The sequence below is a fragment of the Sporanaerobacter sp. PP17-6a genome (genome assembly GCF_900095615.1).
In the GTDB taxonomy this organism is placed as follows: domain Bacteria; phylum Bacillota; class Clostridia; order Tissierellales; family Acidilutibacteraceae; genus Acidilutibacter; species Acidilutibacter cellobiosedens.
In genome coordinates this window covers 258,743-277,592 of record NZ_FMIF01000002.1, presented here as the reverse complement: position 1 = coordinate 277,592, position 18,850 = coordinate 258,743, and the positions used below count along the sequence as shown (strand labels likewise).

The 18,850-nt window shown below is 32.5% G+C and carries 18 protein-coding genes, 1 tRNA gene, 1 CRISPR repeat array and 1 other annotated feature (1 of these 21 only partly in view); of the genes, 17 read left to right on the top strand and 2 right to left on the bottom strand.

What is annotated here, in order from left to right; genetic code table 11:
- Window positions 1–121, top strand: a binding site (T-box leader) (it extends 97 nt beyond the left edge of the window).
- A 44-nt stretch (window positions 122–165) separates the two neighbouring features.
- Window positions 166–1,944 (top strand): aspartate--tRNA ligase, encoded by a 1,779-nt coding sequence (gene aspS / locus PP176A_RS02500; protein WP_071138862.1) that lies wholly within the window; start codon window positions 166–168, stop codon window positions 1,942–1,944.
- Window positions 1,945–2,251: 307 nt separating this feature from the next.
- Window positions 2,252–3,711: a CRISPR direct-repeat array (repeat unit 29 nt; unit sequence ATTTATAATACCTAATGAGGAATTGAAAC).
- A 219-nt stretch (window positions 3,712–3,930) separates the two neighbouring features.
- The gene (locus tag PP176A_RS02495) at window positions 3,931–4,353 is read left to right on the top strand and encodes a SoxR reducing system RseC family protein (protein WP_071138861.1); all 423 of its coding nucleotides are present in this window, start codon (window positions 3,931–3,933) and stop codon (window positions 4,351–4,353) included.
- On the opposite strand, the gene PP176A_RS02490 is transcribed toward PP176A_RS02495, so the two are convergent.
- Window positions 4,354–4,785, bottom strand: a complete 432-nt coding sequence (locus PP176A_RS02490; RefSeq protein WP_071138860.1) for a threonine/serine exporter family protein — start codon at window positions 4,783–4,785, stop codon at window positions 4,354–4,356. It abuts the gene before it with no gap.
- Window positions 4,782–5,570 (bottom strand): threonine/serine ThrE exporter family protein, encoded by a 789-nt coding sequence (locus PP176A_RS02485; protein ID WP_071138859.1) that lies wholly within the window; start codon window positions 5,568–5,570, stop codon window positions 4,782–4,784. The genes PP176A_RS02490 and PP176A_RS02485 overlap by 4 nt, the downstream gene beginning before the upstream one ends.
- Window positions 5,571–5,846: 276 nt before the next feature.
- On the opposite strand from PP176A_RS02485, the gene glyA reads away from it, so the two are divergent.
- The 15 genes from glyA (at window position 5,847) to PP176A_RS02410 (ending at window position 18,806) form a co-directional block, all read left to right on the top strand.
- Window positions 5,847–7,079, top strand: a complete 1,233-nt coding sequence (glyA, locus tag PP176A_RS02480) for a serine hydroxymethyltransferase (RefSeq protein ID WP_071138858.1) — start codon at window positions 5,847–5,849, stop codon at window positions 7,077–7,079.
- Window positions 7,080–7,222: 143 nt separating this feature from the next.
- Entirely contained in the window at window positions 7,223–8,137 is a 915-nt protein-coding gene (locus PP176A_RS02475; RefSeq protein WP_071138857.1) for a YIEGIA family protein, read from the top strand.
- A 12-nt stretch (window positions 8,138–8,149) separates the two neighbouring features.
- Window positions 8,150–8,344, top strand: coding sequence for a capping complex subunit for YIEGIA (locus PP176A_RS02470; protein WP_071138856.1), 195 nt, complete (start codon window positions 8,150–8,152; stop codon window positions 8,342–8,344).
- Between the two features lie 75 nt (window positions 8,345–8,419).
- Entirely contained in the window at window positions 8,420–9,757 is a 1,338-nt protein-coding gene (locus PP176A_RS02465; protein WP_071138855.1) for a DUF512 domain-containing protein, read from the top strand.
- 4 nt (window positions 9,758–9,761) lie between these two features.
- Entirely contained in the window at window positions 9,762–11,084 is a 1,323-nt protein-coding gene (der, locus tag PP176A_RS02460; protein ID WP_071138854.1) for a ribosome biogenesis GTPase Der, read from the top strand.
- Window positions 11,081–11,680, top strand: coding sequence for a glycerol-3-phosphate 1-O-acyltransferase PlsY (gene plsY, locus PP176A_RS02455; RefSeq protein WP_071138853.1), 600 nt, complete (start codon window positions 11,081–11,083; stop codon window positions 11,678–11,680). The genes der and plsY overlap by 4 nt, the downstream gene beginning before the upstream one ends.
- 19 nt (window positions 11,681–11,699) lie before the next feature.
- A complete protein-coding gene (locus PP176A_RS02450; RefSeq protein WP_071138852.1) occupies window positions 11,700–12,728 on the top strand; it encodes an NAD(P)H-dependent glycerol-3-phosphate dehydrogenase in 1,029 nt (342 codons plus the stop codon).
- A gap of 220 nt (window positions 12,729–12,948) precedes the next feature.
- Window positions 12,949–14,427: a stage IV sporulation protein A gene (gene spoIVA, locus PP176A_RS02445; protein WP_071138851.1), complete on the top strand. Its 1,479-nt coding sequence runs from the start codon at window positions 12,949–12,951 to the stop codon at window positions 14,425–14,427.
- Window positions 14,428–14,637: 210 nt separating this feature from the next.
- Window positions 14,638–14,714, top strand: a tRNA-Pro gene (locus tag PP176A_RS02440).
- Between the two features lie 213 nt (window positions 14,715–14,927).
- On the top strand, window positions 14,928–16,070 hold the full coding sequence (locus PP176A_RS02435; RefSeq protein WP_071138850.1) for a metallophosphoesterase: 1,143 nt from the start codon (window positions 14,928–14,930) through the stop codon (window positions 16,068–16,070).
- Between the two features lie 312 nt (window positions 16,071–16,382).
- Window positions 16,383–16,709, top strand: coding sequence for an ATP-binding cassette domain-containing protein (locus PP176A_RS02430; protein ID WP_071138849.1), 327 nt, complete (start codon window positions 16,383–16,385; stop codon window positions 16,707–16,709).
- A gap of 4 nt (window positions 16,710–16,713) precedes the next feature.
- Complete coding sequence (locus tag PP176A_RS02425) at window positions 16,714–16,932, top strand: MarR family winged helix-turn-helix transcriptional regulator (protein ID WP_234958753.1); 219 nt, start codon at window positions 16,714–16,716, stop codon at window positions 16,930–16,932.
- Window positions 16,933–17,382, top strand: a complete 450-nt coding sequence (locus PP176A_RS02420; RefSeq protein ID WP_200795946.1) for a pyridoxamine 5'-phosphate oxidase family protein — start codon at window positions 16,933–16,935, stop codon at window positions 17,380–17,382. It begins immediately after the preceding gene.
- Complete coding sequence (locus PP176A_RS02415; protein WP_071138847.1) at window positions 17,369–17,920, top strand: flavin reductase family protein; 552 nt, start codon at window positions 17,369–17,371, stop codon at window positions 17,918–17,920. Before PP176A_RS02420 ends, PP176A_RS02415 begins: the two co-directional genes overlap by 14 nt.
- A gap of 226 nt (window positions 17,921–18,146) precedes the next feature.
- Entirely contained in the window at window positions 18,147–18,806 is a 660-nt protein-coding gene (locus PP176A_RS02410; protein WP_071138846.1) for a zinc dependent phospholipase C family protein, read from the top strand.
- Window positions 18,807–18,850: the final 44 nt, after the last annotated feature.

Genomic DNA, 18,850 nt, shown 5'->3' with positions numbered 1-18,850 from the left:
ATAACAGGCTGAAGTTAAAGTAGGTCTGTTCGCTTAAAGCGTTATATTTACTTGAGTGAGGTATGTGTTTATATATCTAACTTAGGGTGGCAACACGGGAATAAAACCTCTCGTCCCTTTATGGAGACGAGGGGATTTTTTATTTATTGAAGGAGGGAATTTAACATGGGAGAAAAAATGGGAAATTTGAGAAGAACAGATATGTGTGGTAATTTGAGATTAGATGATGTGGGAAGAGAAGTAATTCTTATGGGATGGGTACAAAGACAGAGGAATCTCGGTTCTTTGATATTTGTTGATTTGAGAGATACCAGCGGAATTACTCAGGTTGTTTTTGATGATACGATTTCTAAAGAAATATTTAAAAAGGCAGAGAAGATTAGAAGTGAATATGTTCTTGCTGTTAGAGGTAAAGTAAGAAAAAGAGAATCGGTAAATAATGAAATTCCTACAGGGAAAATAGAGATATTAGCTGATACTCTAAAAATTCTGGATGAATCGGAGACTCCGCCTATCTATATCAAGGACGGAGATGAAGTATCAGAGGCTATGAGGTTGAAATATAGGTATTTGGATTTGAGAAAACCCTCTATGCAAAAGAAATTAAAGATGCGTCACAAAGCAGCTAAAATTATAAGGGATTTTCTCGATGAAAATAACTTTGTGGAAATTGAGACTCCAATGCTTACAAAACCTACTCCGGAAGGAGCAAGGGATTATTTGGTTCCCAGTAGGATAAACGCAGGAAAATTTTATGCTCTTCCTCAATCTCCCCAATTGATGAAACAACTTTTAATGGTATCAGGAATGGACAGATATTATCAAATAGTAAGATGTTTCAGAGATGAAGATTTAAGGGCTAACAGGCAGCCGGAATTTACCCAAGTGGATATGGAAATGAGCTTTGTTGATATAGAAGATGTGATTGAAGTAAATGAAAGACTTTTGAAAAGATTATTTAAAGAACTAAAGGGTGTTGATATTACTATTCCTATTCAAAGAATGACATATAAAGAAGCAATGAACAGATTTGGTTCCGATAAGCCGGATTTGAGATTTGGGTTTGAAATAAGGGATATAAGCGATCTTGTAGGAAATTCATCTTTTAAGGTATTTAAGAATACTATTGACAATAATGGACAGGTAAGAGGAATAAATGTTGACGGCCACGAAGGTGATTTTTCGAGAAAGGATATTTCGAAACTGGAAGAATATATAAAAACTTTCGGCGCAAAAGGTCTTGCTTGGATTAAGATAACTAAAGAAGAAATTTCATCACCAATAGCTAAATTTTTATCTAAAGAAGAATTGGATAATATAATAGAAAGAATGAACGGAAAAGCAGGAGACCTACTTCTGTTTGTGGCAGATAAAGAAAATATAGTCCTTGACAGTCTGGGAAATTTAAGAGTAGAAATTGCCAAAAAATTAAATGTGATAGATAAAGATGACTTAAAACTTTTATGGATAACCGAATTTCCTCTTTTCGAATGGAGTGAGGAGGAGAAAAGATATGTGTCTAAGCATCATCCTTTTACCCATCCGATGGATGAGGACATTGACCTTCTTGAAACTCAGCCTGAAAAAGTAAGAGCTAAGGCTTATGATATAGTTATAAACGGAGATGAAATGGGAGGAGGAAGTATAAGAATAAATGATTCGGACCTTCAGGAGAGAATGTTTAAAGCTTTAGGATTTACTATGGAGGAAGCTTGGAATAAATTCGGATTTCTTCTCGAAGCATTTAAATACGGAACTCCCCCCCACGGTGGATTGGCTTATGGCTTTGACAGATTGATGATGCTTCTTACGGAAAGTGATAATATAAAGGATGTTATTGCTTTTCCAAAAACTCAGAGTGCTACTTGCTTATTAACGGATGCACCCACGGAAGTCAGCGAAAAACAATTGGAGGAAGTTCATATTAAAGTCAATTTAAAATAAGAGGAATAATTTGAGGATGCTGAAAATACTACCGGAACACAATAACCGATTAGTGGTTGTTGTGTTCCGGTAGTTAATTATAGTTTTTTTAAGAATTTCAACCAAGGTACATTGTCTACTCAATAACTACAATAAAAATAAATTGTTGTCGACCCCTAATAATGTAAAAAGTCCCGGGGATCGACGGCGATTTATTTTTTTGCATAATTAAGTAATACCAATAAATATATAGAGATTATTAAGAAATTATATAAATTTTTTGGTTTGACAAAAAATAAAGAATATAATAATATCAATGTATAAATGGATTTATAATACCTAATGAGGAATTGAAACTAAACTAAAGGTTCCGGTATAAAATCGCCTTTTTTAATTTATAATACCTAATGAGGAATTGAAACGACGTTATGGCGGCTACAAGGGCCTACAACAGATGATTTATAATACCTAATGAGGAATTGAAACGTACAAGCCTACAAAGCGGGGGTAAGGGGCCGCTTATTTATAATACCTAATGAGGAATTGAAACTGTAAGCTACCAAGCCGCTTAACCCGTTAGTTTCCAAATTTATAATACCTAATGAGGAATTGAAACCTTGGAAGTTTATAAAAGAAAATCCATGTCAGGGCGATTTATAATACCTAATGAGGAATTGAAACATAGCTATGTTGCTATCGGAATGTCCTATTCTTTCGTATTTATAATACCTAATGAGGAATTGAAACCTCCTACGCAAATAATTTCTTTTGCATAGTCCCCCATTTATAATACCTAATGAGGAATTGAAACCCTACAGAGATAAGGATGGAAGTATTCAGGCTATAGATTTATAATACCTAATGAGGAATTGAAACACAGTCCTACCACAAGTTGTTCTTGTTTGCATATTCATTTATAATACCTAATGAGGAATTGAAACAACCATACAACCGCCGCATATGTTGCCAACATAATTATTTATAATACCTAATGAGGAATTGAAACTGTAAACTTGTGTCACTCCTATTCTTTCTGCTAATTATTTATAATACCTAATGAGGAATTGAAACTACCTCGGAGAGGACGATATGACAACAGATAAATTATTTATAATACCTAATGAGGAATTGAAACTTTTATGAGCATTTTTAATTTGAGAGTACGTTTTTCGATTTATAATACCTAATGAGGAATTGAAACGAAGGAAGGAGGGCGATATAATGGCATGGCAAGAACCAATTTATAATACCTAATGAGGAATTGAAACTTGTAATAACCTTTCATCATTCTACCTCCCCTATCATTTATAATACCTAATGAGGAATTGAAACATGCTGTGGTATATTCATTAAGCATATTCTTTTCTGATTTATAATACCTAATGAGGAATTGAAACAAAGGACAGCAGTACATGGAAGTTGACGAAGAAACCGGATTTATAATACCTAATGAGGAATTGAAACCCCCCTAACCTTGTACGTAATATCTGCATATTCTGATTTATAATACCTAATGAGGAATTGAAACTAAACTAAAGGTTCCGGTATAAAATCGCCTTTTTTAATTTATAATACCTAATGAGGAATTGAAACTTTCCGCTATCTTTTCATCCACCGCCGCCTCTGCTATTTATAATACCTAATGAGGAATTGAAACGATGCTCCGTTCTTCAATGAAAGCATAGCCATAGTAATTTATAATACCTAATGAGGAATTGAAACCCACTATCAAAAAGCTTTCTTGCAACCTTTTTATTTAATTTATAATACCTAATGAGGAATTGAAATGGATTTGAAATTAATTTCTGTTAAGTTACTAACATGGACATCACTATCTGTCTTCGACACTATTATTATAACAAAAAAGTATTGAAAATACTGATGTACAGTAGTTTTCAATGCTTTTTTTCGGTATCCTCGAATTATCTCTCTTATTTATGCTTAAAAAGATTTTTGCCATGGTATATAATAAAGGAAATATAAAATTGAGTTCAAGGAGAGATTTAGATGAACCAAATTGGTTTAGTATTAAAAACGGATGGAAATAATGCTGAAGTTGAAGTCAAAAGGTCTACTGCTTGCGGGCATAGTTGTGAGAGCTGTTCGGCTATGTGCAAAGCTCCGAGCATTATTGTAAATGTTCCGAATTCCCTTGGAAGCAAGGTGGGGGATTATGTTGAGATAGACATGAAAGAGAACAAAATTTTAAAATATGCATTTATTATGTATGTAATACCTTTTTCAATATTCCTCTCAGGTATTTTTTTAGGAATAAAAGTTTTTAAAAAGACAGGATTAGCTAATTATGAAATTTATAGTTTTGCTATAGGTTTAATATTTCTTGCTGCTGCATTTTTTATAGTAAAAATTATTGACAAAAGAATTTCAAATAAAAAGGAGAGCCAATTTGAAATGAAAAGAATTATTTAGCTAAGATTTATTTCTGACTCTCTTGATAGAATAGCTTAAGGTAGAAGAAATTATTATACCTGAAGCAATAGCTACAGCAATGAATAGCGTTTCAGTTCCAAGATTGGCAGCATCGGAAAAGTTTTTTCCTATTAAGGCGAACATGGTATAATACATTCCGGCTCCGGGGACTAAGGGAATTATTCCCGGTATTATATATATGGTTGCTGGTTTTCTAAAATTTCTTGATAGTATTTCTCCCATAATTCCGACGGCAAGAGCAGCGGAAAAAGTACCGGCAATGGCTGAATCGAAAATATTTGAAATATTTAAATTGATAAACCATCCTAAGGCTCCTACAATTCCTGACTTTATTATGGTGTCTTTCGGTATATTAAAAAGAATAGCAAACCCCATAGTGGAGAAAAAAGAAAATATAATTTGTCTAATCACATTATTGCCCCCTTAAAATATAATTTTAATACAAGACCTACTCCAAAAGCTATTGAAAAAGCAATGATTGCAGCTTCTATCCCTCTGGATGATCCGGAAATGAAATCTCCCGACATAGTGTCTCTTATAGAATTTGTAATAGCTACTCCCGGTACTAAAGGCATTATGGAACCTATTATTATCATATCCATATTTTTTCCTATATGCAATTTAACTAATAGTATGGATAAAATAGAAGCTAAAAATGCTCCTACAAAATTATTAATAAAGAAAGTTATTTCCCTTTTTGCTAAATAATTTGTTACGAATACTACTAAAAGGCTTACCATAAGACTAGAAATAAAATCCATAAAAGTACCTCCGAACATTATTGTATAAAAAGATCCTGCCAAACTTCCGAATACTAATTTTGTTAAATTATTGTATATATGAGTATTATTTATTCTTTCAAGTCTTTTAAGCCCTTCTTCTATACTTATATTTCCATTAACAAATTCTCTGGAAAAATTATTTACCATATCTATTTTATTTAAATCAATGGAAATACTTTTAATTCTTTTGATATATGTTATAATCTCTTCATCGTATTCTACTGAAACGGATATTCCCGTAGCTGTTACCAAGGATTCTACATAATTAATATTTTTTCGAGATTTACATATTCTGTTTATAGTATCTTCCACCCTATAGGTTTCAGCACCGCTTTTGAGCATTATCTTTCCTGCAAGTATGGATAATATCAAAAGTTTTTTTACTTCATCATATTCATTCCTGTTTTCATGCATTAGAAATACCACCTTTTTATAACTATTTATCTTGTAAAATTTTATAATAATTTATATAATAATGTAGGAGGCCATATTTTAGATATAATTATTATACTACATTGTTTAAACATTTTTTCAAGGAAATATTGATTATTAATTATTTTATAACCCATAGGAAAATTTTATTTTCATTGATATATATTTTCCGTAAAATGGGTTTCAAAAAGGCTCTCTTAATATATTAATGTTTCAATAAAAGCCTTTTTTATAAATTAATACGGAGGAGGAAATTAAATGGATTTTCAAAATCTACAAAAAAATGATCCTGAGGTATTAAAGGCAATTGAGTTGGAAATATCAAGGCAGAGGAATAAGATAGAACTCATTGCATCGGAAAATTTTGTTTCAAAGCAAGTTATGGAGGCTATGGGAAGCCAGCTTACCAATAAATATGCTGAAGGCTATCCTGCAAAAAGGTATTATGGCGGATGTGAATATGTTGATATAGTAGAAAATTTGGCCAGGGACAGATTAAAGAAACTTTTTAATGCAGAGCATGCAAACGTTCAACCTCATTCCGGATCAAATGCTAATTTGGGAGTATATTTTGCGGTACTTAAACCTGGAGATAAAGTTTTGGGAATGAATCTTTCCCAAGGAGGTCATTTAACTCATGGAAGTCCTGTAAATATTTCGGGAACTTATTTTAATTTTGTTCCCTATGGGGTTGATAAAAAAACTGAAAGAATTGATTATGATCAATTGAGGGAAATAGCATTAAAGGAAAGGCCTAAGCTAATTGTTGCAGGGGCCAGTGCTTATCCGAGAATTATAGATTTTAAGAAATTCAAAGAAATAAGTGATGAGATAGGGGCATATTTAATGGTAGATATGGCTCATATCGCCGGATTGGTAGCAGCAGGTCTTCATCCGAGTCCCGTTCCCTATGCTGATTTCGTGACTACTACTACTCATAAAACGTTGCGGGGCCCAAGAGGAGGAGCAATATTATGCAAGGAAAAATATGCTAAAATTATAGATAAAGCAATATTTCCGGGGATTCAAGGCGGACCTTTGATGCATGTTATTGCTGCAAAGGCTGTCAGTTTTGGAGAAGCATTAAAGGATGATTTTAAGGATTACCAGAAGCAGATAATTAAAAATGCCAAAGTTTTATCCGAAGAATTACTGAATAAAGGATTTAGATTAGTTTCAGGAGGTACTGATAATCACCTTATACTTATAGATGTGAGAAGCAAAGGATTAACAGGGAAAAAAGCGGAAGCCATGCTGGATGAAATAGGGATTACCGCTAATAAAAATACTATACCTTTTGATCCGGAAAGCCCATTTGTTACGAGCGGGGTGAGAATAGGAACACCGGCAGTTACTACCCGTGGAATGAAGGAAGAGGATATGAAGGAAATAGCTGAAATTATGAACTTGGCTTTAGACGAAAGAAACGATAGGGGAGAACTAAAGGAAAGAGTATTGAAATTATGTTCGAGATTTCCGTTATATGAATAATAAATAATTAGAAAAGATGACCTTAGGTCATCTTTTTTATAATCCATAGGAATGCCTTATTTTCTCTTTTATTTAATAGAAATGAATATATTTGTTTTATAAGGAAAATATATAATAGGTATAATAAATAAAGAAGGTGTTTTATGGATAAATACGGCTATATAATAATCCCTTCCATATTATTGGGTTTTTTATCAAGATTATCTATGCTGAAAGTTGATTATAGGCAGTATCCCAGTTATCCTCAGGGCGTTTTTTCTCATGTTACTTTAGGACTTATAGCAGCAAGTTTGGGGGCAGTTGCCATTCCTTCATTAATGGAAAAAGAGTTTTCTGCGGTTACTTTTCTCTCATTGGCGGCACAACAGTTTAGGGAAGTAAGAAATTTAGAGAGACAAAGCTTGGAGAAAATTGATGAGACAGAATTAGTTCCCAGAGGAACAGCATATATAGAGGATATTTCTAAAGCCTTTGAGGCAAGAAATTATATGGCAATGCTTACGTCTTTATTAGTAAGTATTTTTATAACAATTGGCGGAAGATATTTTAAAACAGTTTATGCTATGCTTATAGGAATTATCTTAGGGATTATAATAATTTTTTTATTCAACAGGACTATATCCAGAGATACTATAGAAGAGATAGCGGATGTATATCCGGCAAAAATATCATTTGATGGGCCATTACTCATAGTAAACGGTGTATCTATTATAAATATAGGCTACAAACCAAGCAGAGATATATATTTAAAAAAAGGGATAGCAGTGGAAATTATTCCGAAGGACAAAAACGGTGTGGTTACCCTTTCAAATTTGGGACAGAGAAAATCAATAGAACATAATGTTTCTGTGCTGTTGGGAGTAAGAAAGGACGTAGATCAGCCTGATTTTAGCCCTCTTGCAGCAAGGGATCCCGATACCGGTAAAATTGTTATGGCTGTTGTAAGTATGGAAAATGATGTAAATTATTTAGTTAGATTAGTAGAAAAAACCATAGTGTTGGAAAGTGCGAAGAAGAAACCTTTGGATTCCTATGTGGGAAGGAAAGCATCAGATTAGGAGGGACAGAAAATGGATGTGGAAATTAAGGGTAATATATTGGCTGTAGTAACTACGGATGAAAAAAAGATAATGTGTGGAGGTGTACCTGTTTTTCTTGCTGAAGATAAAGAAGAACAAGAAAAGGTGTCATTGAAATTATCCAAAATAACTTCAGGGACCATTCATGATTTGGAAAATGGTTGTTATATTATAGTATCCCATTAGTCTGTTTCTATTTACATTAATCGGTTCCTATTATAAAATATAAATGTATTTAAATAATTTGATGAAAGGACACCTATGGAATTTAAAATAGCAAATTTACCTAAAAATATAATTGAAAGTGTAGAAAAGAGAAGCATAGCTGAAGAATTAGGAATTCAACAGGGAGATCTTTTAGTTTCCGTTAATGATCATGAAGTAAGGGATATAATAGATTATAAGTATTTAATTTCAGATGAATATATTGTTGTCAGAATTGAAAAAAAGAACGGAGAAGTATGGGATTTGGAGATTGAAAAGGAATATGACGAAGATTTGGGAATGGATTTTTTCAACCCGTTAATTGATAAAGCTAAGAGCTGCCAAAACAAGTGTATCTTTTGTTTTATAGATCAACTTCCGAAGAATATGAGGAAAACTTTATATTTTAAAGATGATGATTCAAGGTTATCTTTTTTGCAAGGCAACTTTATTACTCTAACTAATTTAAATGATGAGGATATTGACAGGATAATAAAATATAGATTAAGTCCCATAAACATTTCAGTTCATACTACTAACCCGGATCTCAGAATAAAGATGTTGAATAATAAAAATGCCGGTAATATAATGGATATACTTAGAAAATTTAAAAAAGGGAAATTAGAAGTGAACTGTCAAATAGTACTGGTACCTCATGTTAACGATGGGTATGAATTAAAAAGGACAATAGATGATCTGTCAGAACTATATCCAAGCGTTAAGAGTGTTGCGATAGTGCCTGTAGGGTTAACAAAATACAGAGAAAATTTATTTCCTGTGGAACCTTTTAATACTAAAATGGCAGAGGAGCTTATAGACAGCATAGAAAAAATACAGGGAAAATTATTTCAAAATATAAATACAAGATTTGTTTTTTTGTCAGATGAATTTTATGCAATGACTGATAGAAGTCTCCCATCCTATGAAGAATATGAAAAATTTCCTCAATATGAAAACGGAGTAGGGTTGATGAGGCTTTTTAGTCATGAAATAGAAAATGAATTGAAAAATATAAGAGAAAATATATCTTTAAATAGGAATTATATAATTCCTACAGGAACTTTAGCTTATAAATTTATGTTAAGTATAACCGAAAAAGTATCTTCAAAATTTGATGGCCTTAACCTAAGGGTAGTTCCTATTATTAATAATTTTTTTGGCCGTACGATTACTGTTTCTGGACTGATAACTGGACAAGATCTAATTGAACAGCTTAAAGAATATAAAAACATAGATGGAATAATAATACCTAAGTGTATGCTGAGAAAAGGTGAAGAGATATTTCTGGATGATATTACGGTTGAAGATTTAAAAGATAAGTTGAAAACAAATGTAATTCTTTCAGATGTTTCCGGTGATTCATTTATAAAAATATTTAAGAAAGATTTGAGGTGATTTTATGGATAGACCTGTTGTTTCTATTGTGGGAAGACCAAATGTGGGTAAGTCCACTCTTTTTAATAGAATTGTAGGAAGAAGAGTTGCTATTACGGAAAATAATCCGGGTGTTACAAGGGATAGAATATATGAAGAGGCAGAGTGGTTAAACAAGTATTTTACAGTAATAGATACGGGAGGATTGGAACCATTCAGTGAGGATAAAATATTGTCTCAGATAAGACGTCAGGCGGAAATTGCTATAGAAATGTCTGATGTAATACTTTTTGTAGTAGACGGTTTGTCCGGAGTGACGGCTACAGACAGAGACATATCGAACATTCTGAGAAAATCAAAGAAAGAGGTAATATTAGTATGTAATAAAATTGATACGCCTAAGACTCCCGATGATATATATGAATTTTATGAATTGGGAATTGGAGAAATTATTCCCGTTTCTGCTGCTCAAGGTTTGGGTATCGGAGATTTGCTTGACGAAGTCGTAAAATATTTTCCTCAAAACAAAAATACTGAGGAGAATGAAAATATAATTAAAGTAGCGGTAATAGGAAAGCCAAATGCAGGTAAATCTTCTTTGATTAATAATATTTTGGGAGAAGAAAGGGTTATAGTAACAGATATTCCCGGGACTACAAGAGATGCTATAGATACCTATTTTACTTATGGAGATAATGAATTCATATTGATAGATACAGCGGGCTTGAGAAGAAAACGAAGTATATCCGAAGAAGTTGAGAGATATAGTGTGGTAAGGACATTATCTGCTATAGAGAGAGCAGATATATGTATTCTTGTGATAGACGGGGAAGATGGAATAACAGAGCAGGATGCAAAAATTGCAGGCTATGCCTACGAAAAAGGCAAAGCATGTGTAATTGCAGTTAATAAATGGGACATAGTGGAAAAAGAAGACAGAACATATTTGGAATATGAGAGGGATATAAAGAATACTCTTCCTTTTATGATGTTTTCGCCTATTATATTTATTTCAGCCAAGACCGGCAAGAGAGTGAATAAACTTTTTGAAATAATTAAATCCGTATATTCTTCTTATACCAAAAGGGTTACCACAGGAGTATTAAATGATATAGTCAATGAAGCGGTTATTTTAAATCAACCTCCTACAGATAAGGGAAGAAGGCTTAAGGTTTTTTATGCAACTCAAATAGGAATTAAACCGCCTAAATTTTTGATTTTTATAAATGATAAAAAATTGATGCATTTTTCTTACGCCAGATATCTGGAAAATCAGATAAGAAATAATTTTGGATTTGAGGGAACTCCGCTTCAAGTTGAATTTAGGGAAAGGGAGGGTCAAAATTGAATAAGACCATATTTATAGCTGCAATCTCTTATCTCATCGGAAATTTTTCTTCTGCCTATGTTTTGGGGAGAAGGTTAAAAAAAACCGACGTCAGAAAATATGGAAGCGGTAATGCAGGAGCGACAAATGCATTGAGAGTATTTGGAGTGAAAATTGGATTAATAGTTTTTATGCTTGATATATTGAAAGGAATTATTGCATCAGCCATAGGAAATAAGATTTTGGGTTTTGACGGTATTATCATTGCAGGTATTTTTGTGGTGTTAGGTCATGACTGGCCTATATTTCTAAAATTTAAAGGGGGGAAAGGAATAGCTACTTCTCTTGGAGTTATGTTATATGTCCAATTTCCTATAGCTTTGATTTGCACATTAATAGGATTTTTAGTTATAGGAATAACTAAATATGTTTCTTTAGGCTCGATGATAGCGACTTTATTAGTTCCCATTTTTATAGTCTTATTTGATAGACCCTTTAATTTTAAGTTATTTATTTTTACAGTGATATTGGCAAGTATAGCTGTGTTTAAACACAGAAGCAATATTTCAAGGCTTATGAATGGAAAAGAATCAAAATTAGGACAAAGAATTCAATGATATTATTAGGAGGATGATTATGAAAAGAAAAATTGGGGTGATAGGAGGAGGCAGCTGGGGTACTGCCATAGCTATTTTGCTTTTAAATAAAGGTTATGATGTAAATTTATATTTGAGAGATGAAAAGCAACTTGAGAAAATAAGAGATTCAGGAGAAAATGCCAAATATCTTCCGGGAATTCCGATACCGGAAGATATAATGATAACTACTGATTTGGAGAAATCGTTATATGAAAGAGAGGTCGTTGTCACTAGCGTTCCTTCTCAGGTGGTCAGAAATGTATTGAATTCAGCCAAGAAGTACATAAATAAAGAACAGATCATAGTAAATGTGGCAAAAGGGATAGAAAACCATTCTCTTCTTAGAATTTCTCAGATAGTAGAAGAAATTCTTCCCAACAATAAATTTGCAGCTTTGTCAGGACCATCTCATGCCGAAGAAGTAGCTCGAAATGTTCCTACTGCTGTGGTAGCTGCTTCCAAGGAGAAAAATTTGGCTGAATATATTCAGGATGTATTTATGACTCCTTATTTTAGAGTATATACTAATCCGGACGTGATAGGGGTAGAACTTGGGGGTTCATTAAAAAACGTTATAGCTTTGGGAGCCGGTATATCGGATGGTCTAGGCTATGGAGACAACACTAAAGCTGCTCTTATGACAAGAGGAATCATAGAAATATCAAGGCTTGGGGGGAAAATGGGTGCCAACCATGGAACTTTTTCGGGATTAGCAGGAATAGGAGATTTGATAGTTACTTGTACTAGTATGCATAGCAGAAACAGAAGGGCAGGAATACTTATTGGACAAGGAGTTAAAATAGAAGACGCAGTAAAAAGAGTAGGAATGATAGTTGAAGGAATAAAGACTACAGAATCAGCTTATGAACTCTCATTAAAATATAATGTGCCTATGCCTATAACAAAGGAAATATATGAAGTTTTGTATAGGGGAAGTGACGTAAAAAATTCAGTGTATAATTTGATGCTGAGAGACAAAAAACATGAAATGGAAGAAGCAGCTCAAGAAAATAAATATAATTGGTGATAAAATCTATAAAGATGGAGAAAAGGTTAAACTTTTTCTCCTTTTTTATTTAAGAAATTTTATTTCTCTTCTTGATTGCCTGTCATATTATAGAGGGTTGTGAACATATATATAATATTAAGAATTGTATCAATATAACAAAATGGAGGGGTAAAAAGGGTTGAATATATATAATGTTAAGAGAGCATATAATTAATTAAATTGAAAGGGAGGGAGACAGTTGAAAGCATTCAATATATACAATGATATCGCGGAAAGAACGGATGGAGATATTTATATAGGCGTAGTCGGTCCGGTGAGAACAGGAAAATCTACATTTATTAAGCGTTTTATGGATTTATTGGTAATACCTAATATTGAAAATAAATATAAAAAAGAAAGAGCAAAGGATGAGTTACCTCTTAGCGGTGCGGGAAAAACTATAATGACTACAGAACCCAAATTTGTTCCTAATGAAGCGATAGAATTGGTTTTAAAAGATAATGTAAAATTTAAAGTCAGAATGGTCGACTGTGTAGGATATTTAGTCAAAGGAGCTTTAGGTCATGAGGAAAATAATATACCGCGGATGGTTACTACCCCTTGGTATGAAAAGGAAATACCTTTTGAAGAAGCAGCAGAAATAGGGACAAAGAAGGTTATAACAGATCACTCAACTATAGGAATGGTTATAACAACTGATGGTTCAATAACTGATATAGAAAGATCAAATTATATAAAAGCGGAAGAAAGGGTTATAAATGAGTTAAAAGAACTGGAAAAACCTTTTGTAATCTTACTTAATTCAAAACACCCTAATTTAGATAGTACCATAGCTTTGAGAGAAAGTTTGGAAGAAAAATACAATGTATCAGTAATTGCAGTTGATTGTTTAAACATGGAAATTGCTGATCTGGAAAAGATATTTGAAAGGATACTATTTGAGTTTCCGGTTAAAGAAATAAACATCAATCTTCCGGGATGGACTGAAGGGCTTCCGAAAAATCATTGGATTAGAACGGATATATTAAATTCTTTAAAAGAATCAATTAAAGTCCTGCAGAAATTAAGTGAGGTCTCAAGTTCCTTGAGTAAATTAAAGGAATTGGATGTTATAAAAGAAGTTGATATTACAGAAATAAAATTGGGAGAAGGAGTCACTAATATAAATTTGATATTGGAAGATGGATTATTTTATAAGGTTTTGAATGACATGACCGGATACATAATTGAAGAAGAATATCAACTTTTAGGTCTTATATCTAAACTTTCTCAAACAAAGAAAGAATATGATAAAATAGCAGGTGCATTAAAAGATGCAAGAGAATTGGGGTATGGATTAGTAAGTCCGAGTATTGAAGAATTAAACCTTGAAGAGCCTGAAATATACAGGCAAGGCAATAAATTTGGGGTGAAATTGAAAGCGCAAGCACCCAGTTTACATTTCTTAAGAGCAAATATAACTACTGAGGTTTCACCTTTAATTGGTACGGAGAAACAAAGTGAAGAGCTGGTTAAATATTTTCTGAATGAATTTGAAGGAGATCCGTCAAAGATATGGCAGTCCAATTTATTTGGTAAATCGTTATATGATTTGGTTAATGAGCAATTGCAAGGAAAACTTCATATGATGCCGGAAGATGTTCAGCAAAAACTAAGAAGAACGTTGGAAAAGATAATTAACGACGGTAGCGGAGGACTGATTTGTATAATAGTATAGGGGGGAATGTAAAACCATATAAATAAATTAAAAGGTAGAAAAATTCTACCTTTTAATTTATTTTAGGGATGAAGCCTTGAAATTTTGAAATTCTTAAGTTGAAGTTGAAAATTCCTCTGATAACATAATAAAGTATTTGCAATTTAGATTATTTTGGTATATAATATATCTTGCTTGTAAAAAATGAGAGATTTCAACTTAGCTAAATACCGGGATGTGGCGCAGCTTGGTAGCGCACAAGTCTGGGGGACTTGGGGCCGCTGGTTCAAATCCAGTCATCCCGACCAAGGTTATCAGGCTGAAACAGATGCAATTGTATCTGTTTCAGCCTGATATTTATGTTATACTTAAAATAATATCTATATTAACGCATCTATTTTGACCTAATGACACAACTGTTTTATCGAAAGAAGTTGATTGTTGTTAACAACAGTTGGCTTCTTTATATTTATATGGTAAACTAAATGTGGGTTGCAAAAATGCATATCGGGGGTAGTCTTATGAAGACAACAGTAAAGAAAATCAATATACCTAATTATAGAAGACTTATTGTTACAAGTGATATCCATGGTCACTATAGATATCTGAAAAGGCTGCTTGAAAAGGTAGACTTGTCAGAGAAAGATATTCTTTTTATTATTGGCGATATTATTGAAAAAGGCCCCGAAAGTCTTAGGACACTTCGCTATATTATAAAGCTTTGCAAAGAATATAGCGTGTATCCTCTAATGGGTAATGTAGATGCATGGCAGCTTGTCATGCTTGACGATGACAGTACTGAAAATTGCGAGAGACTTTTTAACTATATAGTATATATGAAAAAACATTGGGGCAGTTGTTTCTTCACAGACATGTGCGATGAATTAAATCTTTGTATAAGCACCTCTTTAGATATACTGGAAGCAAAACAAAGAATTCGTGAGAACTTTAGGGCTGAAATTGAGTTTCTTCGTTCTCTTCCAACAATAATAGAGACAAAAAATTTTATATTTGTTCACGGAGGACTGCCGACCGCTGATATTGATTCTCTCATTGGGACAGATGCTTTTCCTTACCTTAAAAACGATGCTTTTATGGACAAGAATTTATATTTTTCAAAGTATGTTATAGTTGGTCATTGGCCTGTTACCTTATATAACGATAAAATAGCATCTTCGAATCCTATTATAAATCATAAACAAAAAATTATCAGTATTGATGGCGGGTGCGGGTTAAAGCGTGATGGTCAACTTAATGCATTTATTATACCCGATATCAATTCTACTTATTTTATTTTTGAAAGCTATGATGAATTTCCTGTATATGCTGCTCTGACACCACAAGAAGCGTCAACAAATTCAATCAATATTCGTTATACGGACAACAAAATCAAGATTCTCGAAAAAGGCGATGAATTTTCATATGCGGAACACAGTACAACCGGATATTGCCTCCCCATACTTAACAGTTATATTTACAGTTTCGATGAGAATGCAACATGCGATGATTATACTGATTACCGCTTGCCTGTAAATGTCGGGGACAAAATTTCTATTGTTAAAAAAATGTCCAAAGGCTATTTAGCAAAGAAAAATGGTATCGGTGGTTGGTATTACGGAGAGTTAAAACCTTTTAACATTGCATCTTCACCTTTAATATTTTAGTATAATAACAGCAAAACGTTTGTCTGTGTTAATTTAGAAAGAAAATTCGGAATAAAAAGAACTTTCCGCAAATGAGTTTCAAAAAAGGCTACCTTATAATGCCTCAAGAGAAGTTTTTTTGTTCTTAAATATTCTATAAAATCTATTATTTTATATATTTAATTTATATGTAATTATCAAGATTTATTCTCTTATATAAAATAGATTAAAGAAATTTAGGAGCAAAAGATGCTGAAGGAGAATATAAAATTTACAGTTATTGTATAATGCAGTGAAAGATATTTTTAATAATATATATGGAGGGGATGAAATTTGGAGGATATTATTAAAGTTGAAGGATTAACAAAACAATATGGAAAATTTGTGGCAGTGGACAATATAAGTTTTATAGTAAAAGAGGGAAGTTTGTTTGCCTTTTTAGGTCCAAACGGGGCTGGAAAATCTACTACTATCAATATGCTTTCTACAGTATTGGAAAAAACAAAAGGGAAAATACATATTGGAGGACATGAAGTTAGAAAAGAAGACAATGATGTAAGAAAATCTATAGGGATGGTTTTTCAACATTCTATGTTGGATCCGTTATTAACAGTCAAAGAAAACAGGGCTTGCAAAGACAACCCTTACAAGTATGCTTGACCGGTTGGAAAAGGCAAAACTTGTTTGTCGGAATTATGATACAAAAGATCGAAGAAAGATAAAAATAGCTCTAACTGAAAAGGCGAAGATGCTCAATGATGAATACAATCGTGTATCCATGAAGATGAATAAAATTTTTTATAAGAACTTTACTGATGACGAGATAATTCAATTTGAAATGTTGTTAAATAAAGTTCTTAAAAATCTTATAGAAAGAGAGTGAATGATAAAGATGAAAAAAGAATTAAAAGAGGAAATCATGGATTTAGTTGAAAGTGCAAAAAATGTATTTGTTTCTTCTATTGATGAAAATGGATTTCCAAACACAAAAGCCATGATGTCTTTACAACATGATGATTTATTTACCCATTATTTTTCCACCAATTTTTCTGCAAAGAGGACACAGCAATTTTTAAAAAATCCAAAGTCGTGTATTTATTTTTGTAATGAAGCAGAGTTTAGAGGGTTAATGCTTATTGGTACAATGGAAGTTTGCACAGATATGGAACATAAAGCTATGCTTTGGCATGAGGGTTTTGAAATTTACTATCCTGATGGTATCAACACTGAAGATTATTGCGTTTTGAAATTTACCTCTGAAAAGGGCAATTATTATCACGGACTTAAAAATATTACGTTTTTTGCGGGGGATTTTAAAAATGGAGATGATTAAAAATAATACACCTTGTTTTTTTACTCAGCAGGTTTTTCTGATCGGCACATACAATGAGGATAGAAATGAAAGATTTGCGCCTATTTCATGGATAAGCTATACACGGGGAGAGCCCAGTTGTCTTGTAATCAGTATAAATGGAACAAAGAAAACAAAAGAGAATATTGGAAGAACAGGTTTTTTGTCTGCTACTGTTGTGACTCCTGATTTATTGCCTCTTTGTGAACAGTTTAACCGAGCTACATATAAAAAGGAAATGAAAGATAAACTGCAATACTCAGTTGAAAAAGGCAAGATTCTTGATGTTCCTTTACTTGTAGGTGGAAAATTCAGCTATGAATGTCAGGTAATAAAGACTGTTGAAATCGGCACTACACACACTTATTTTGCAGAAATCAAGAATATCAATGTTTCTGAGGATATCCAAAAACTTGACTTTTTTGACCTTAGAGAGGTTAATCCGGTAGTATATTCGCCCATGAACTATTTTACCATAGGTAAACATTTAGGGAAGATCGGGGATTATTCAAATTTATAAAATAATAAATTGGTTTCATTTTTGAAAGAAGCCGATTGCAAAAATCCATATGGCAGGATAATAATCTGAGAGAGGATGTTTTATTTGCTGGAAAGATATTTGATTGAACACTGTTCTCCTACACTTTCCTCACTAAAATTTGGGGTATAAAACTATTCTATCATTTACGAAGACTTTTGCTCTTGATATAATAAGACTATAAAATTAAAGGGGGAAGTGAATAAATATGGCATCATGGATGGTGCATTTCAGAATAGCCGATATAATCATGGATTATATTCCGAATGTTGATATGGAGCAGTTTATTGTAGGAAATATTGCTCCCGACTGCGGAGAACCAAATGAGGATTGGAGTGACTTCACTCCTTCACCTAAAATAACTCATTGGAATGATACGGGGGAAAAGCAGGATATAGATTATGAGAAATTTTTTGATACATATATAAGAGATAATGAAGAAAAGGGAAAATTATCTTTTTATATTGGTTATTATATTCATTTGATTACGGATGTATTATGGATGAAAATGATACTTAGCTCAACAAAAGAAAAATTCAAAGAAGCTTTTTTAAATGATAAAAATTTTATTTGGACGGTAAAGGAAGACTGGTACAATTTAGATCATTTGTTCTTAAGAAATAACCCTGATTTTCGTACCTTCCGTATTTTCGATAAAATAAAAGCGTTTCCTAATGTCTATTTAGATTACTATTCTGATACAGCTATTGAAAAACAGATAAAATATATTTCCGATTTTTATAACAATTTTACCGGCAACTTAGATGGAGAATATCGCTATTTAAACGAATCTCAAATGAATGATTACGTCAAAGAAGGATCCGAATATATATTAGAACATTTAAAAGAAAAACGTATTATAGAATGATATTATTTGTTAACAGATTATAATTAATGTTATAATAAATATGT

Excerpts from the sequence above, each read along its gene's own strand:
- PP176A_RS02435 (WP_071138850.1), top strand. The coding sequence starts at position 14,928 with ATGAAGACAACAGTAAAGAAAATCAATATACCTAATTATAGAAGACTT.
- der (WP_071138854.1), top strand. The coding sequence starts at position 9,762 with ATGGATAGACCTGTTGTTTCTATTGTGGGAAGACCAAATGTGGGTAAG.
- aspS (WP_071138862.1), top strand. The coding sequence starts at position 166 with ATGGGAGAAAAAATGGGAAATTTGAGAAGAACAGATATGTGTGGTAAT.
- PP176A_RS02420 (WP_200795946.1), top strand. The coding sequence starts at position 16,933 with ATGATAAAGATGAAAAAAGAATTAAAAGAGGAAATCATGGATTTAGTT.
- glyA (WP_071138858.1), top strand. The coding sequence starts at position 5,847 with ATGGATTTTCAAAATCTACAAAAAAATGATCCTGAGGTATTAAAGGCA.
- PP176A_RS02465 (WP_071138855.1), top strand. The coding sequence starts at position 8,420 with ATGGAATTTAAAATAGCAAATTTACCTAAAAATATAATTGAAAGTGTA.
- PP176A_RS02495 (WP_071138861.1), top strand. The coding sequence starts at position 3,931 with ATGAACCAAATTGGTTTAGTATTAAAAACGGATGGAAATAATGCTGAA.
- PP176A_RS02450 (WP_071138852.1), top strand. The coding sequence starts at position 11,700 with ATGAAAAGAAAAATTGGGGTGATAGGAGGAGGCAGCTGGGGTACTGCC.
- PP176A_RS02470 (WP_071138856.1), top strand. The coding sequence starts at position 8,150 with ATGGATGTGGAAATTAAGGGTAATATATTGGCTGTAGTAACTACGGAT.
- PP176A_RS02475 (WP_071138857.1), top strand. The coding sequence starts at position 7,223 with ATGGATAAATACGGCTATATAATAATCCCTTCCATATTATTGGGTTTT.
- PP176A_RS02410 (WP_071138846.1), top strand. The coding sequence starts at position 18,147 with ATGGCATCATGGATGGTGCATTTCAGAATAGCCGATATAATCATGGAT.
- PP176A_RS02485 (WP_071138859.1), bottom strand. The coding sequence starts at position 5,570 with ATGCATGAAAACAGGAATGAATATGATGAAGTAAAAAAACTTTTGATA.
- PP176A_RS02415 (WP_071138847.1), top strand. The coding sequence starts at position 17,369 with ATGGAGATGATTAAAAATAATACACCTTGTTTTTTTACTCAGCAGGTT.